The following is a 17,814-nucleotide window of genomic DNA, read 5'->3' on the forward strand; positions in this document are numbered from 1 at the left end:
ATCAGCGATTTGCAAAGCCTTATACCTAAAACCTCATACCAAAAATATACCGATAAAAGAAGCATCATCTAAAAAACTAAAACCATGTTAAAAAACTATTTCAAAACAGCTTTAAGAAATTTTAAAAAGAACAAAGTATTTTCATTTATTAATATTATTGGTTTGGCAATTGGCTTAACATGCTTTGTGTTGATCGCTGTTTTTGTGCATGATGAAATGAGTTATGATACTTATGCCAACAATGCAAAGGATATTTACCGTGTTAATTTAAATGTAACCGGCAATGGTGATGTTGCTGTGTATCCGAATGTTGATTTTGCAGTTGGTGAAGGAATGAAGAATGCTTTTCCTGAAATAAAAGATTTTACACGACTTTCTCCCGCGACAGATTTTGTGAAGTATAATGATAAGCAGTTTAAAGAAAATAAACTTGCTTTTACAGATGAGAATTTTTTACAAATGTTTGCTATTCCATTGCTTGACGGAAGCAATAAAGAAGCATTAGTACAACCAAACAGCATTGTTATTTCAAAAGCATTTGCAAAAAAATATTTCGGAGATGAAAATGCTATTGGAAAGTCGTTGACATTTGTCTTAAATAAAGCAGTATTTAAAGTAACCGGCATATTTGATAAAGTACCAGTTAATTCTCATTTTCATTTTGATGCATTTTTAAGCCTTTCCACTTTGCATGTTCTAAATCCAACCTGGAGCAATATTGGAGTGTTTACTTATTTGAAATTGAATAAGAATATTGATGTAAAAAAGCTGGAAGCGAAGTTTCCTCAACTTGTTGCAAAGTATATTGTACCTGAAATACAACATGATATGGGCGTAAGCCTGGCTGAAGCACAAAAATCTGTGAACACATATGTATTCAGTTTGCAGCCGCTCACAGATATTCATTTGCATTCTCACACAAAATATGAGCTTGAATCAAACGGTGATATACAATACGTGTATATTTTTTCCGTATTAGCCCTATTTATTTTACTACTTGCTTGTGTAAATTTTACGAATCTTTCCATTGCACGTTCGGTAAAAAGAGCAAGAGAAGTTGGTGTAAGAAAAGTAATGGGTTCAGGGAAACTTCAATTGATAAACCAATTTTTATCCGAATCTGTATTGATGAGTTTTTGCGCCATGTTGCTTTCAATTGTTTTGATCTTTGTATTGCTTCCTTATTTCAACCAGCTTTCCGGCAAGCAAATTAGTATTGAATATTTTCTCAATTATAAGTTCATACTTGTAATTCTGGGGCTTATATTTTTTGTAGGAATTGTAGCCGGCATTTATCCATCTTTCTTTTTATCATCTTTCAACCCGATAAAAGTTTTAAAGGGTTCCTTGAACATAGGAAGCAATAAAAATGCGCTGCGAAGCAGCTTAATTATATTCCAGTTCTTCGTTTCCACAGCATTGATTATTTCAACCATTATCGTTTATCAGCAATTAAATTATATGCAGAATAAAAAACTTGGTTACGACAAAGAACAGGTTTTGTTTTTGCCTGAGGGAAGATTAATGGGAAAGCAACAGGATGCTTTTAAACAAAAGTTATTACAGGATAGCCGTGTTGTTGCTGCCAGTATTTCAAGTTCAGTTCCGGGTAGCAATGATTTTATGGACGGAACGCAGGTAAATCCGGAAAATGAAAATGGAAACGGCACGGAAATCCACATGAACATTTATCATGTTGACTACGATTATGTGAAAACTTTAGGTATGCACATAAAACAAGGAAGATATTTTTCAAAAGGCTTTGCATCAGACAGCGATGGCGTTGTTATTAACCAAACCGCGGTAAATGAATTGGGTTGGAATAAAGTAAATCCCATAAACAGAACCATTGTGCGCTCTGCTAAACACAAGTTTAAAGTTGTTGGTGTTGTGGAAGATTTCAATTATACATCAGCCAAACAAAAGATAGCACCACTAATGATGATGATGGGTAAAAATTACGGCGGAGTAATCATCAAAATAAAAACGAATGATGTAACAGGATTTTTAAATGACCTGAAAACAAAATGGGATTCGTTTAATCCTCAAGGTCCTTTAAGTTATAGTTTTCTCGATGATAATTTTAAAAATTTATATACAAGCGAACTTAGAACACAACAAATATTTTCGGCCTTTGCTGTTATTGCAATCATCATCGCAACGCTTGGATTATTCGGGCTTTCAGCTTTTGTAATTGAACAACGCACCAAAGAAATTGGCATAAGGAAAGTATTAGGTGCTTCAGTACCAAATGTTTTACTACTTGTATCAAAAGATTTTTTATCGCTTGTTATAATTGCATTTATTATTTCGATTCCTATAACATATTGGGCGATGTATAAATGGTTAGAGAATTATGCATACAGAATACACATTAGCATCGGCGTATTTGCTGCGGCAGGAATTATTGCAGTGCTAATCGCTTTAATAACCGTCAGTTTTCAGGCGGTAAAAGCAGCATTGGCCAATCCGGTAAAGAGTTTGCGAAGTGAATAGGTTTGAGGTGAGAGGTATGAAGCATCAGCAAATTGCAAAGCCTCGTACCTGCAACCTCATACCCCGCACCAAAAAAGTATTGATAAAAGAAGCATCAGCAAAAAACCTACAATCATGTTCAAAATCTATTTTAAAACAGGCTACCGCAACTTGTTAAAAAACACAAGTTTTACATTGATTAACCTGATTGGCCTTACGTTAGGACTGGCCAGCGTGATGGTACTTTCGCTGTTGGTTTATGAATATTTAACGACCAACAGTATTTTTAAAAACCAGGAGCGGTTGGTTTATTTAAAAACCTATTCAAAATCTGGCGAAGGTTATAATCAAACCCCTTTTCCGCTGTTGGATGAAATTGTGAAAGCTTGTCCCGATGTAGAAGCGGCAACGCACGTACAAAGCTTTCACTCTCCATGGTTAAAATATCAGGATAAAGAATTCCAGGACAATACCATTTATGGGGAAACAGGCTTTTTTAAAGTTTTTTCTTTTCCGTTTGAATCAGGAAACGCAGCAACGGCTTTAAGCGGAAAATATGATGTGGTACTGAGCCACGAAACTGCCGAAAAACTGTTTGGAAAAGTCAATCCCGTAGGAAAAACCATTACCGCTGATGATACTACGCAACTCACGGTTACCGGCGTTTTAAAACCCATTCCGGCCAATGCAACGCTTCGTCCGACGGTTATTCTCAGTATAAATTTATTGAAAACCAACCCCGGGTTTGTAAGTATGGCCAACTGGTACAACACCTTTGCCGAAAACTATTTATTGCTGAAGCCCGGTGCCAACAAAAAGCGCATCACTTATCAAATCAATCAAATTGTAAAAACCAATTATGCTGCCGACAACAAAAACCAGCGTATAAAATTAGCGCCTTTTGAAGATTTGGTTAAAGCAGAATCCGGCGATACCATTAGTGTAATCATCAAAGGCGCTACCGGCAGTGCTGTTTTTATCCTGCTAATTATTGTGGCCAACCTTATCAACCTGAATATGGCCACCATGTTTAATCGGGCAAAAGAAGTAGCGGTGAAGCAAATAGTAGGTAGCAGCAAAATGCAAATTGTGTGGCAGTTTTGTGTGGAAAATGCCATCCTCGTATTTACTTCGCTGTTGCTGGCCTTTTTGCTGTTCCGTTTTGTGTTGCTTGCTCAAATCAACCAAATGGTCAAAAGCAATTTTTCGGAACTGTCTTTTGATTTGGTAAAAGATTATCCGCTAACATTGGTCATTCTTTTTACAGGAACTTTAGTTGTGATACTTGCCGGAAGTTATCCGGCCTTGTATTTAACTTCTATCAAAATAACCGATACGGTAAAAGGAAAACTGAGCAATAACAACAGCAACTTTATCACCCGAAATGCTTTGATCACGCTTCAGTTTACGCTGGCCATTATTTTTATTGGTGTTACGCTAATTTTGAACAGGCAAATGTCGTTCATGAAAAAAGCTTCTCCCGGCTACAACCAGGAAAACGTTTTGGTTGTTCCGCTTGACCTAGCTTTTAAAAATCCTGCCGTAGCAACTGCCCGTTTTGATGCCGTTTTGAATGATCTTCGGAACAATCCTTACATCAAAAACATCTCTACCAGTTACACCATTCCAACCACATATCAGCAAAATTATAATACTTATTACGATCCGGCCACAGGCAAAGAAGTGAGTTTACGACAAGCTGCTACCGATGCCGGTTTGATTGATACTTACCAAATTCCATTGGTAGAAGGGCGTAATTTTAAAAACGTTGCAGATACCAACGAAAAAAGCAACGTTATCATCAACCGTTCGGCCATGAAAGCTTTGGGGTGGACAACAGCCATTGGCAAACAGTTAAAACCAAAAGGCGTCAGCAATGAAGTTTATAACGTAATTGGTGTAATGGAAGATTTCCATTACCGCAGGTTGAGCGAAAGTATCGAGCCAATTATTCACAGTTACGCAGGCAAGCAAAGCGTAAACTACAAATATTTAAGTTTGAGGATTGACCCGAAACATGCGGCAAACATCTTTACAAAACTTGAAAAGGAATTTAACGCGATAAACCCCCGCCGCGCCTTTTCTTATAAATATATGAGTGATTTGGCCGACCAGCAATACGCTTTGCTAAATGGGATTTTAAAAGTAACCAATTATGTGGCTACCATAACCCTTTTTATTGCTGCCATGGGCATGTTTGGTTTGATTGCGCTTTTTGCAAGGCAACGGGTAAAAGAAATTGGTATTCGCAAAGTGTTGGGTGCCAGTACAAGTGATATTGTGCAGTTACTTTCCGGGAATTTCATCTTGCTGGTAGCCGTTGCCGCCATGATTGCAACGCCTTTAAGTTTGCTAATAATGAGCAAATGGCTGCAAAGCTTTGCTTACCGAACAGAGTTAAGCTGGTGGTTATTTGCTGTTGCAGCAGGAATTGCCTTGGTTATCGCCCTGGCCACCGTCAGTTTTCAGGCGGTAAAAGCAGCATTGGCCAATCCGGTTAAGAGCTTGCGGAGTGAATAGGGAAAAAGCTATCGGCTATCGGCTTTTAGCCATCAGCCTTTGCAAAGCCTCATTCCTCGCACCAAAAAAACACCGATAAAAGAAGCATCAGCAACTTGTAAAGTTTAGTACCTGCAACCTCACACCTCGCACCAAAAATATACCGATAAAAGAAGCATCAGCTAAAAACCAAATCCCATGTTCAAAAACTATATCAAAATCGCTTTCCGAAACTTTTGGAGGAACAAAAGTTTTTCGGCCATCAATATCCTGGGCTTGTCCATCGGGATCTCGGTTTGCTTTATCATCATGCTGTTTGTGCAGGATGAACTGAGTTATGACCGCTTTAACACGCAAGCGGATCGAATTGTCCGCGTGGTTTTTAAGGCAAATATCAATGGCGGAAAAATATTTGAAGCCACTGTAATGCCGCCCGTTGCACAAACGATGAAAAACGATTACCCGGAAGTGGAAGAAGCCACACGGCTGCGCGAAGTGGGCAAACCAAAAGTTACTTATGCCAACAAAACCTTTAAAGAAGAAAGCATGGCTTTGGCAGATGCCAACTTTTTTAAAGTGTTTACGCTGCCGCTGATAAAAGGTGATGTAAAAACAGCATTGCAGCAAACCAACACAGTGGTAATTACCCAGGAAACGGCAAACCGCTATTTTGGAAAGGAAGACCCGATTGGGAAAATACTCACCCTAAACAACAAGGATTTATATAAAGTAACCGGCGTGATTGCTGCAATCCCAACCAATTCACATTTTCATTTTGATCTATTTGGTTCGATGCAAAGTTTGCCCGAAGCCAAAGAACCAACTTGGATGGCTTCTAACTTTTTTACTTACCTACTTTTGAAAGATGGTTACGATTACAAAAAATTAGAAGCCAAACTGCCGGGAATGGTAGAGAAATACATGGGGCCACAAATAGCGCAATCCATGGGCATGAGCTTGTCGCAGTTTCGTACCAAAGGCAACGAGCTTGGTTTTGCTTTGCAGCCTTTAACCGATATTCATTTGCATTCACAAAGCAACTATGAATTAGAGCCGGGCGGCGATATCAAGTACGTTTATATTTTTGGCGCCATCGCTATTTTTGTTTTGCTGACCGCCTGCATCAACTTCATCAACCTTTCTACAGCAAGCGCATCCAAACGGGCTAAAGAAGTAGGCATCCGCAAAGTAATCGGTTCAGGAAAACCGGAACTTGTTAAACAGTTTTTGTTAGAATCCGTGCTGCTGGCGTTTATGGCGTTGATCGTTTCCATCTTATGCGTTCAGTTGGTATTGCCGGCGTTCAATGAGCTGTCTGGTAAAAGCCTGAGCTTAGGCTTTGCCCTAAAACCCTGGGCAGCTTTTATTGCTCTCGGCCTGCTGGTCGGTATTTTGGCGGGCATTTATCCGGCGTTTTTTCTTTCTTCTTTTAAACCCATTGCCATCATTAAAGGTAAACTTGGCGGAAGCACTAAAAGCTTTGGTTTGCGCAGTGGCCTGGTTGTTTTTCAGTTCTTTATTTCGGTCAGTTTGATTGTGAGCACTTTAGTGGTTTACCAGCAAATGCAATTTATCCGCAACAAAAAGCTGGGCTACAACAAAGAACAATTGCTGGTACTGCCCAATTCCTGGGCTTTGGGGAAAAACGAACGGGTTTTTAAAGAAGAGATGCTGAAAGACCCACGGATTTTGAATGCGACCGTTTCCGGGTACAAACCGGCCGGGCCGACCAATGGCAACAATTCCTTGATTTATCCAAACGGAAAAGAAAATTCGATGATGCGGACAAATCGTTTTGATGTAGACGAGCAGTACATTCCAACTTTTGGGATGCAAATAACCGCAGGCAGAAATTTCTCAAAGTCCTTTCCAACTGATTCTTCTGCAGTAATTATTAATGAAGCTGCTGCCAATGCATTTGGTTTTAAAGATAATAGCATCGGCCAAAACATTACCTGGATTAAAGGCGACAAAGTCCAAAAAGTAAGTTACCGCGTGATTGGCGTGGTAAAGGATTTTCACTTCAAATCTTTACACGAAGCGATTACACCTTTATTTATGGTACTAAACCCAGAACCGGGTTTGATATTTAAAATAAAAACCGGCGATGTTCCCGGCCTTTTGTCAACCATGAAACAGCAATGGGAAAAGTTTAATGTAGATGAACCTTTTACTTATTCTTTTATCAACGAACTGTACAACAAAACGTATTCGGCAGAAGAAAAAACTGGCCGTATCCTCAATATTTTCACCATGCTGACCATCTTGGTGGCTTGTTTAGGTTTATTTGGTTTGGCCATTTACACTACCGAACAACGCACCAAAGAAATCGGAATCCGCAAAGTTTTGGGTGCATCGGTTGCCAGCGTTACCACTTTGCTTTCCAAAGATTTCATCAAATTGGTATTGGTTGCCTGCGTAATTGCGTTTCCCGCATCTTATTTTGCCATGCAACAATGGCTGCAGGACTTTGCTTATCGTATTGAAATCCGTTGGTGGATTTTTGCTTTGGCCGGATTGCTGGCTGTCCTGATTGCTTTGTTCACCATCAGTTTTCAGGCGGTGAAAGCAGCATTGGCCAATCCGGTAAAGAGTTTAAGGAGTGAGTGAAGGGAAGCTGTCAGCTATCGGCTTTCAGCAATCAGCCACTTTGCAAAGCCTCGTACCTGAAACCTCACACCTCGCACCAAATATTTAACTATAAAAGAAGCTGACAGCCGATTGCTGACAGCTAAAAACTAAAAATCATGCTTAGCAATTATTTCAAAACCGCCTGGCGTAACCTCATTAAGAACAAGGTTCATTCCTTTATCAATATTGCAGGTTTGTCTGTAGGTATAGGTTGCAGCTTGCTTATCCTGCTTTGGGTACAAAATGAGTTAAGCGTTGATGCCTTTCATAAAAACGGTGCAAGGTTGTACAAAGTGTATGAGCGTGAGTACTATAACCATAACATAAACGGTGATTATGATACACCCGGACTTTTAGCAGAAGAACTTAAGAAGACAATACCAGAAGTTGAAGATGCGGTTATGCTACAAGAAGAGAATCACAAGGCTACTTTCCTGGTAGGTAACAAAATCTTGAAAGTGGAAGGAACCGGTGCAGGTGCAGAGTTATTTAGCATGTTTAGCTATCCTCTTTTGCAGGGCACGTCTAAAACAGCGCTAAGTTCAACAGTAAATATATCCATCTCAAAAAAAATTGCTAATCAGTTTTTTGGTACTACGCAAAATGCCATGGGCAAAACTATCCGCTTTGATAACAAAAGGGATTTTATTGTAACTGCCGTGTTTCAAGATTTACCTGCAAATGCATCCCGCAAATTTGATTATGCCATCAGTTGGGAAGCCTTGCAGCAAGACAACCTCTGGGCGAAAAGCTGGGAAGCAAGTGGGCCGTTAACTTATCTATTATTACGTCAGGGTGCAAACCCGGCTTTGGTTGATAAGAAGCTTACCCATTTCCTGGACACCTATAAAAATCAAAGCAAAGCTCATCGTATAGAACTTGGGTTGCAAAAATTTGATGAGGTTTACCTGCATAACATTTTTAAAGATGGAAAAATTATTGGCGGACGTATTGAATATGTTCATCTTTTTAGCCTGGTTGCGATTTTTATTTTGCTGATTGCTTGTATCAATTTCATGAACCTTACTACTGCACGTTCAATAAAAAGAGCAAGAGAGGTTGGCGTGCGTAAAGCGGTTGGTGCCTTGCGTTCGGTATTGATCAAACAGTTTATTGGCGAATCGCTGATGCTTACTGCATTCGCTGTGATTGTTGCATTGATGCTAATGACTTTGCTTTTGCCTGTCTTTAACGAGATTACGCAAAAGCAAATGGCAGTACCTTTTGGTGATGCTGTTTTTTGGTTGAAGCTTGTTGCAATCACATTGATCACTGGATTGATTTCAGGAAGTTACCCGGCTTTGTTTTTATCTTCTTTCAACCCGGTAAAAGTTTTAAAAGGAACGGTTAAGCTTAGCAACGGTGCAATATGGTTTCGTAAAGGTTTAGTGGTATTTCAGTTTGTTCTTTCTATGGTGCTCATCATTGGCACAATCGTAGTTTCAAAACAAGTGAACTTTATACAAACAAGAAACTTAGGATACGACCGCGAAAACTTAATTTATGTTCCGATAGAAGGTGAACTTGTAAATAAGTATGCAACATGGAAAAATGAAGCTTTAAAAAAGCCCGGCATACAAAATATAAGTTGCGTATCAGATAATCCAACAAATTTTGACTCACAAACTAATGCTGTTGATTGGGAAGGACGAGATGCAACCACCATGATTTCTTTTGAACAACCAGTTGCGGGTTATGATTTTGTACAAACCATGAAACTAAAATTGGCAGGTGGGCGAGATTTTTCTAAGAACTTTCCCACAGATTCCAATGCTTATCTCATTAATGAAACAGCAGCCCAAAAGATGGGTTATGCTCATCCTGTAGAACGCACCTTGACGATGAACGGCCGTAAGGGGACGATCATCGGTGTTTTAAAAGACTTTCATTTCCGGTCATTACATGAGCAGATACAACCATTAATTATGAGGTTTGGAGAAAGATATGGCTATGGCGATATTTTAATCCGTACACAACCGGGCAAAACCAAAGAGGCATTGGCAAGTCTTGAAGCACTTTGCAAAAAGTTCAATCCGCAGTTTCCGTTTTCTTATTCTTTCTCTAATGAAGAATATCAAAAGCTGTATAGAAATGAACAGATTGTAAATAAGTTCTCTAATGCCTTTGCTTTCTTAGCCATCTTCATTTCGTGTTTGGGTTTGTTAGGCCTTGTGATGTTTACTGCCGAACAACGAACCAAAGAAATTGGCATCCGCAAAGTACTGGGCGCTACCGTAATCGGAATTGTGCAGTTAATGTCAGCAGACTTTTTAAAGCTTGTTATTGTTGCAATAATCATTGCCTCACCTCTTACCTGGTGGGCAATGGCAATGTGGTTAAGTAACTATGCTTATAAAATCAGCATTAGCTGGTGGATGTTTGCTTTAGCTGGGGCTTTAACTATCATTATCGCCTTAATTACCGTTAGTTTTCAGGCGGTAAAAGCAGCATTGGCCAATCCAGTAAAAAGTCTGAGGAGTGAGTAGGTTTGGGGTTTGAGGCATCAGCAAATTGCAAAGCCTCGTACCTGAAACCTCACACCAAAAAAGTATCGATAAAAGAAGCATCAGCTAAAAAACTAAAACCATGTTTAAAAACTACATCAAAATCGCCTGGCGAAACATCATCAAAAACCGTGTTTTTTCGCTGGTAAATATTGTCGGTTTATCAACCGGTATTGCTTTTACGCTGTTGATTGGCGCTTACGTTTGGGGCGAGTTGCAGGTGAACCACCAGTTGAAAAATGCCGATCAACAATACATCATCCAGAGTAAATGGAAAGACCCAAACATGGGTTTTGAGTTGGGTACTTTGGCAGGATTGCCGAAAGCTTTAAAAACAGATTATCCAAACCTGGTGGCCAATTATTACCATTGGGATGGTGTTACTTCAACCATATCAAAAGGCGAAAAACATTTTCGGGAACATATCCAAATTGGCGACAGTACTTTGCTTACTATGTATGGTTTTAGTTTGTTGCATGGCGATGCGCATACTGTTTTTACCGACCCTTTTTCGGTAGTGGTTACGGCAGCTAAAGCCATCAAATATTTTGGAAAGACAGATGTAGTTGGACAAACGATCACAATCGAAAATTTCTCCGGGTCAAAACATAGTTTTACCATTTCCGGTGTATTAAAAGAAGCAAACAAAAATTCTGTTCTCAACCTAAACGACAACAATAACAACGATTTTTTTCTTCCGGTAAGTGCCGCCAAATTTATGGGCAGAACGGTAGATGGCTGGAGCAATACTGGCTTGGTGGGCTACATAGAATTACAACCTGGCGTAAAACCAGTTGACTTAGAAAAACCAATAAAAAACCTGCTCAGGAAAAATACAATAGTTCAAATTCAACAAAATTTAACGCCTTATCTGGTTCCGTTAAAAACTTATTACTTATCGGCCAATAATGGCGTGGTAAAAAAGATGTTGTACACATTATCTTCCATTGCGCTTTTCATTTTGTTGATGGCTGTCGTCAATTTTATCAATATGTGTATCAGCCAATCTTCTGCGCGAATGAAAGAAATGGGCATCCGCAAAGTTTTAGGCGGGATGAAAAAGCAATTGGTTTGGCAGTTCCTGATCGAATCTACTTTACTGGTTTTGCTGGCTACAGTTTTTGCATTAATCATTTACACCATTGCAAGGCCGTTTTTTAATGATGTTTTAGGGAAAGATATTCAAAGCCTTTTTGCCTTCCCGGCTTACTTTTTTCTGATACCTTTTTTACTGGCACTTTTTATAGGTTTACTATCGGGCGTTTATCCGGCCTTTGTTTTGGCCTCTTTAAAATCAGTTGATTCTTTAAAAGGAAAAGTAAACTCGGTTAAAGAAAGCGTGTTGATGCGGAAATTGTTAGTTGCTTTCCAGTTTGCGATTGCGGTTATCGTTTTTGTTGGCGCGCTGATTATCTCTCAGCAAGTCAAACTTTTCTTCAGCAAAAACCTGGGTTACAATAAAGATTACGTGGTTTATGCTTCTGTCCCGCGGGATTGGTCGCGCAAAGGCGTGCAAAAGATGGAACAGATACGCACGCAACTCGCCCAAACTCCTCAAATAAGTAGCGTTTCGCTTTCTTGGGAAATACCTGATGGAATGAATGGCGGCGGGTTTCAGGTGTATAAGCAAAGCCAGGATTCTACAAAAGCAATCATTACGCAAGCATTAGCAACTGATAACCAGTTTGCAGCTACTTATGACATCCCGTTAAAAGCAGGTAGTTTTTTTACTGAAGTATATACGCCATCAGATTCTGCAAAAGTGGTGATCAACGAAACACAAGCAAAAGCGATGGGCTGGAACGATCCGCAAATGGCGATCGGACAACAAATCCGCATCACCGGAAATCAAAATTCGTTCACCGTTTGCGGTGTTACTGCCGATTTTCATTTTGGTTCCATGCAGCAGCAAATCCAACCCGCTACTTTCGTCAACGTTAACTTTTCTAATCTTTATCGTTACTTCTCCATTAAGTTGAAGCCTGGAAATATGCAGCAAAACCTGGAAGCCGTGCAAAAGAAATGGGCAACTCTCCTACCTGATGCGCCTTTTGAATATAATTTTATGGATGATGCGCTGCGAAAATTATATCAAACCGAAATCCAGTTGCAAAAGGCTTCTTACTTAGCAACTGCTTTGGCCATTATTATTGCTTTATTGGGAATTTTAGGGTTGATTGCACAAAGCATCCAAAAACGGACAAAAGAAATCGGGATTCGGAAAGTATTAGGTTCGTCAGTCGCTGGTATTATTGTACTATTTTTAAAAGATTTTTTGGGAACTATTGTACTTTCAGCATTGGCAGCTTGCCCGATTGCTTTTTTTATCATGCAAAAATGGTTAAGCGATTATGTTTACCGGATTACGATTTCCGCAAATCCGTTTTTGATTGCTATTGCTTTGCTTACGCTGGTTACTGCGCTTTTAATTGCATTGCAAACTGTAAAAGCGGCATTGGCTAATCCAATAAAGAGTTTGAGAAGTGAATAGGTTTGGGGTAATAGGTATCAGGTTTTAGGAACTTGCAAGTCCTCTTACCTGAAACCTCACACCTCGTACCAAAAAAATACCGATAAAAGAAGCATCAACAATTAGTTTTGTGGTAGCAGCGAATTACAAAGCCTCATACCTAAAGCCTCGTACCTTTTACCCAAAATATACCGATAAAAGAAGCATTAACAATTAGCTTTGTGGTAGCAGCGAATTGCAAAGCCTCATACCTAAAGCCTCGTACCTTTTACCCAAAATATACCGATAAAAGAAGCATTGGCAATTAGCTTTGAGGCATTAGCGAATTGCAAAGCCTCATACCTGAAACCTCACACCAAAAATATACCGATAAAAAAAGCATTGGCTAATCTGGTGGTAAACTTGATTTCAATATAAAACAAAGAAGCCATCAACAATCAGTATCATGCTTTTAAAATTGGCATTCAACTGATTGCTGATGGCTTAAAGCTATCAGCTAAAACTTATTATTTAAACATGCCGCCCAACATTCCGCCAAGGCCACCGCTGCCACCTGAAAAAGCACTGGTCATGCTGTCTTGGGTAATGCTGGAATCATTTGGGTCGTTTGCTTTGTTGGCAAATTTTTGCAGCAAACCTGGCAAAGCTGCGGCAATAGCACCGGTGGCCAATGGTGGCAAGCCAAATTTAGTGCCCAAGCTGCCTACCAAACCGCCTTCTATCGCACTAGTGATCGGGCTTCCGGAACCAATTCCGCCTGACAACATTGACATTAAACCACCGGCACCGCCTGCACTCGATGCCTGGTTTTGCAACCCGTTGGCTACATGGCTTGCAATTTCCTGATGAACGGCATCTTCTTGCCCTGCTGGTATGGCAGATGAAAGTTCTGGGTTGCTGCCCATATGGTCTTTAACTAAATTTAATATTTGATCGAACATGATTTTGAGTTTTTAAAATGAAATTATCCTTAATAATTATTGTTTTAATACCAATGCTTCTTTTATCATACAAAAATCGCCAACTGTAATAGTCGGCGATTTTGTTGATGATGATATAAAACTATTTGTTAAAAGTATTACCACTTCCTTCTTCACCCGAAAGCTTAGTTGGATTATTGGTAAGTTTTGTTGAATCCTCTGTAAAGTTTTCGGTTTCAACTTCAGTTTTCCGAACGGTTCCTTGTACGGTTTCGTCTCTTTCTTCCACTTCTTTTTCCAAAGAAACTTCACCGGTAACAAATGCTTCTTTGCTTACTACTGGCACTTCTGCATATTCTTTCATCTCGATGGTCCCTTCTTTAAAAGTTTCCAAATCGGCTGCTGTTGCAGGGCGGTTTATAGGAGTTTCTTCTACGCGTACATGCTCAGAACGCAAATTTACGTTTTCCTGAACCTTCTCTTGTACTACACGGCTTTTTAAACGCACACCGCCTGTTTCCACTTCGCGTTTGCCAACTTCCATTTTTTCTTCAATTACAGGGATAGAAGTGGTGGTTTGATCGGCAGAAGTTAAATCAGCTGTTTTTTGCTGCCGACGGCCGTATAATTTATCATCGTTAAAGTGTTCATGCTGATAAAAATCCTCTTTTCCTGTTAACGCTGCTGCTCCAGCTGCTACTGCTCCTCCGCCCAAAACATTTCGTATTGTACTTTCTGTTTCAGAGGTGATGTTTCCTTTTTCGTAAGCAGGAAGCTGGTTCAACTGTGCAGCAGTTATAGATGATAAAATTACATCGTCATCTTTTTCGTGCAATTCGGCTAAACCAATCGGTATTAATACCTTTTTATCTTCAGTAAGATCCAATTCGTTATCATCCTGGTCTACTACAAGATATACAACTTTGTCGTTATTTGGGTTGAAGATTAGATCATCTACATCGCCAATTTGTTTTCCTTGTGCATCTTTTACGTCCCAACCTTTAATGTTTGGTTGTCCGTCTGCAATTTCAAAATCACTTCCGCTTAATGCCAGTAATTGTGCATTTGAGCCATATTCGTTAGTTGCCATGGTAATTCAATTTAAAATTTAAAAAATGGTTTATTTAGTTCCGGCAGGTTTGGCTGGTGCTGCCACAATGGCTACACTACGGTTTTGCTGTCTGCCTTCTGGTGTTGCGTTTGAAGCTACCGGGTTGCTTGCGCCAAAAGATTTTACCGCAATACTTTGATCTGCAATTGCCCCGTTTTTAACAAACCAGTTACGCACTGCTTCTGCACGTTCTGCGCCCAATTGTTTGTTGTGACTTGCAGTTCCGGTAGAATCTGTATGTCCGTAAACCGTGATATTGGCACCTTTAAAACGTTTGGCCAAAGACGCTGAAATCATTTTCAACTGAGTTTGTGCACTACCTTTAAGTGTGGATTTGTCTTTATCAAACAAAATATCTTCGCCTAAACCATAAATGCTATAGTTGTTGTTGCCACGCACACTGATGCTTGTATCCGTGATTTCCTGATAGTTTGCTTTTGGTGAGTTAAAATCAATTTGATTAGAATCTGCCGGCGCTGTGGTTGCAATAGCTTTATTGGAAGTACCATCAGTGCTGTTGCTTGCGGTTGAATCTTGTTTGGTGCCTGTACCGGTTTTGTTGTTACAGCCTTTTAAGAAGAAAAATAATAAGCCAAGTAAGATGAGTAATAACAAGACCCAGATCCACCAGGAGTTATTTTTTTTGGGTTGTACGTTTAATTCTGCCATGATTAATAATTGTTTAGGTTAAAGATTTAAAAAATAAAGCGCCAGCATAATTACTGGCTGGCGCTTTAAATAAGCTTTCGCTTTTATTAAGTTTATTTATAAAAACCGTCTTTATCTGTTCCGGTTGAAGTGCTTCCGCTATTTAAGCCGGAAGAAACATTGCTGCTTTGATTGGTTATCGTAGCATCTTTGCTGGTTACATTTTCTGTGTCAACTTCAGTTTTGCGTACGGTGCCTTGTACAGTTTCATTGTTTTCCTGTACTTCTTTTTCTAATGAAACTTCACCGGTAACAAAAGCTTCTTTACCTACAACCGGCACTTCTGCATGTTCGGTCATTTCGATAGTTGCATCTTTAAAATTGGCCAGGTCAGCTTCTGTTGCCGGGCGGCTAACATTTGTACGTGCCACATGTACACGCTCAGAACGTAAACGTACGTTTTCTTGTACGGCTTGTTCTACAATCCGGCTGCGTAAACGCACACCGCCTGTTTCTACTTCGCGTTTTCCAACCTGCATTCTTTCTTCAATAATTTTGATAGAATCTGCATCATTGGTATTTCTGGTAGTGCCAGTAGCAGCAGTGTTGCCGCTTCTGTATTGTTCTGCACGGTCGTCAACGTCAATTGCACCAAAATTATCTAAAATACGGGCTGCTGATTCTGCTTCGTCGGCAGATTTTGCATGTACCGTAACGATAGAACCTTTGCTGCCTACTTCGGTAAATTTGCTGGCATCATCGCCTGTTCCAAATAAGTTGCTGAAAAAGCCACTTACACCGCTGTGCGAATCGTCATCCTGGTCTGAATAGCCGGTTGAAGTAGTTGTTGAACTGTTTTCGGTTTGTGCGCGGGAAGAAATGTCAACATTTTCTCTGCTAAAACCATTGCTTACAAGGTGATTAACTGCTTCTTGAGCTTCACTTGTATAATCGAAAATTCCAATTACTGTTTGTGACATGATTACTGATTTTTAGTTTAATTAATTATTATTGATTTGGTATAGTGTTATTTAAGTCCGTCCGATTTATTTCAACCTCTTCTTTGCGAAGGGTTTCATTTACCGTGGTTGTAGAAACAACTTGTTTTTTGGTGAGATGAAGTTCTTCAACCACCATCAGCCGTTTTTCAACCACCAATACTTCTTTTACCACCGAAATTATGGTGGTATCGCCCTCGTACCGGATGGCTGGCGCAGTTTCTACATATTGGTTGACAGGTATGCGTTCAATTTCAACTTCGTCATGCGTAACAGCAATATCTTGGCTTACTTCGTGAGAAACAACCCTTTTATGCAATTGCACCGTGCCGGTTTCAACTTGTTTTATTCCAATTTGCAAGCGTTCTTCTAAAATAGGAATTTTTGAAGTTGTCAATTCTTGCCCTTCCGCCTTTTGCTGATTGGCCTGATCGTCAAACTGGGTAATACTGTTCATGGTAATGTCTTTATTTTTTGAATTAGAAAAAGTATATTTCCTAATTCACAATCACTTAAAGAAAAACCAAAGAAATTTGTTTTTTTTAATTAAGAAAGCACTAACCCTTTTTTTAAGATATTTATAAAATTTAGGAATAATTTTAACTTTTATACAGGTTTAAGTTCAAAAAATTATCATTTTAAAATACCAATGCAAGTAATTTTTATTATTTTTTCAATAAAAAAAATAAAAGTCCAATCTTGTGTTGTCCATTTTTTATCGGTTAATAATGCTGCCGCAACGGGTTTTTGCACTTGTAAAAAGCAGAAAAACAATCAAAAAGGACAAAAAATAAAAATGTATAAGAAACAAAGAAAGCGGCAACAAGACCGCTTTTTTATTGATTTGCCGATTAAAATCAGGTTTACTGTTTCGGGCTTTTATTCATTTTGTAACGCATGTCTGGCTTACTGGCTTTTGTCATGGGTACCGGTTTCTGCTTAACCGATCTATTGCCTTTAAACCTTTTATCAGGCGTGCCATCTTTTTTTGTTTGTGCAAAACTGAAGGTAAAGGCCATTAAGGCCACGGTAAGCAAGGTGAGAAATCTTTTCATGGTTTTTTTATTTTAAAGCAAGGTAAATATTTCTTACAGGAATGTATTGCCTTGATCCAATTTAAATGGCTTTCGCCAAAGCCATGCTTCTTTTACCACCATAAAATCTGTATCAAAACGAAACAGCACGTGTATCGTTACCGAACACTTTGATCTTATAATTTTTTATAACCGCTTGTAAACCAGGTTTTCCTGTTTCTGGTATTGCATTGTCTGTACATTTGCCGGAAATAAGTTTTTCCAGAAATATTTAAAAGCTGTAAACCAAGAAAAATGATCGAACTAAAACATATTTACAAATGGATTTCTACCGGTGGAAACCGTACTTTTTTATTAAAAGATATTAACCTAACCATCAACGAAGGCGAATTTGTCTCGATCATGGGCCCGTCCGGTTCCGGGAAATCAACTTTGCTGCACATTTTGGGGATGATTGACGAACCATCCGAAGGCGAATACCTGTTTATGGAGCAATCCGTTTTTAAGCTGAAGGAAAAGCAGCG

General features: G+C 39.3%; 12 protein-coding genes. 6 read left to right on the top strand and 6 right to left on the bottom strand.

Annotated features, from left to right (window positions below; translation table 11 throughout):
- The first annotated feature begins 84 nt into the window (after nucleotides 1–84).
- The 5 genes from Q0192_RS05410 to Q0192_RS05430 all read left to right on the top strand — a co-directional run bounded on the left by Q0192_RS05410 (nucleotide 85) and on the right by Q0192_RS05430 (nucleotide 12,600).
- Complete coding sequence (locus tag Q0192_RS05410) at nucleotides 85–2,496, top strand: ABC transporter permease (protein WP_299287244.1); 2,412 nt, start codon at nucleotides 85–87, stop codon at nucleotides 2,494–2,496.
- Nucleotides 2,497–2,610: 114 nt separating this feature from the next.
- Nucleotides 2,611–4,995, top strand: coding sequence for an ABC transporter permease (locus Q0192_RS05415; RefSeq protein ID WP_299287248.1), 2,385 nt, complete (start codon nucleotides 2,611–2,613; stop codon nucleotides 4,993–4,995).
- Nucleotides 4,996–5,172: 177 nt separating this feature from the next.
- A complete protein-coding gene (locus tag Q0192_RS05420; protein WP_299287251.1) occupies nucleotides 5,173–7,584 on the top strand; it encodes an ABC transporter permease in 2,412 nt (803 codons plus the stop codon).
- Between the two features lie 137 nt (nucleotides 7,585–7,721).
- Nucleotides 7,722–10,091, top strand: a complete 2,370-nt coding sequence (locus Q0192_RS05425) for an ABC transporter permease (RefSeq protein WP_299287254.1) — start codon at nucleotides 7,722–7,724, stop codon at nucleotides 10,089–10,091.
- A gap of 100 nt (nucleotides 10,092–10,191) precedes the next feature.
- Nucleotides 10,192–12,600 carry an ABC transporter permease gene (locus tag Q0192_RS05430; protein ID WP_299287257.1) on the top strand — a complete coding sequence of 803 codons (2,409 nt, stop codon included), beginning with the start codon at nucleotides 10,192–10,194 and terminating at the stop codon, nucleotides 12,598–12,600.
- Between the two features lie 485 nt (nucleotides 12,601–13,085).
- On the opposite strand, the gene Q0192_RS05435 is transcribed toward Q0192_RS05430, so the two are convergent.
- The 6 genes from Q0192_RS05435 to Q0192_RS05460 form a co-directional block, all read right to left on the bottom strand.
- Complete coding sequence (locus tag Q0192_RS05435) at nucleotides 13,086–13,520, bottom strand: DUF937 domain-containing protein (RefSeq protein ID WP_299287260.1); 435 nt, start codon at nucleotides 13,518–13,520, stop codon at nucleotides 13,086–13,088.
- A 121-nt stretch (nucleotides 13,521–13,641) separates the two neighbouring features.
- Nucleotides 13,642–14,589, bottom strand: coding sequence for a PRC and DUF2382 domain-containing protein (locus tag Q0192_RS05440; protein ID WP_299287263.1), 948 nt, complete (start codon nucleotides 14,587–14,589; stop codon nucleotides 13,642–13,644).
- A 30-nt stretch (nucleotides 14,590–14,619) separates the two neighbouring features.
- On the bottom strand, nucleotides 14,620–15,279 hold the full coding sequence (locus tag Q0192_RS05445) for an OmpA family protein (protein WP_299287266.1): 660 nt from the start codon (nucleotides 15,277–15,279) through the stop codon (nucleotides 14,620–14,622).
- Between the two features lie 92 nt (nucleotides 15,280–15,371).
- Nucleotides 15,372–16,238, bottom strand: a complete 867-nt coding sequence (locus Q0192_RS05450; protein WP_299287269.1) for a YsnF/AvaK domain-containing protein — start codon at nucleotides 16,236–16,238, stop codon at nucleotides 15,372–15,374.
- A 28-nt stretch (nucleotides 16,239–16,266) separates the two neighbouring features.
- The gene (locus Q0192_RS05455; protein ID WP_299287272.1) at nucleotides 16,267–16,713 is read right to left on the bottom strand and encodes a YsnF/AvaK domain-containing protein; all 447 of its coding nucleotides are present in this window, start codon (nucleotides 16,711–16,713) and stop codon (nucleotides 16,267–16,269) included.
- A 406-nt stretch (nucleotides 16,714–17,119) separates the two neighbouring features.
- Nucleotides 17,120–17,311, bottom strand: coding sequence for a hypothetical protein (locus tag Q0192_RS05460; RefSeq protein WP_299287275.1), 192 nt, complete (start codon nucleotides 17,309–17,311; stop codon nucleotides 17,120–17,122).
- A gap of 273 nt (nucleotides 17,312–17,584) precedes the next feature.
- Here Q0192_RS05460 and Q0192_RS05465 point away from each other — a divergent pair.
- A partial coding sequence (locus Q0192_RS05465) for an ATP-binding cassette domain-containing protein (protein ID WP_299287278.1) occupies nucleotides 17,585–17,814 on the top strand: 230 nt, incomplete at its 3' end.

Source organism: uncultured Mucilaginibacter sp., assembly GCF_937859865.1.
Taxonomy (GTDB): Bacteria; Bacteroidota; Bacteroidia; order Sphingobacteriales; family Sphingobacteriaceae; genus Mucilaginibacter_A.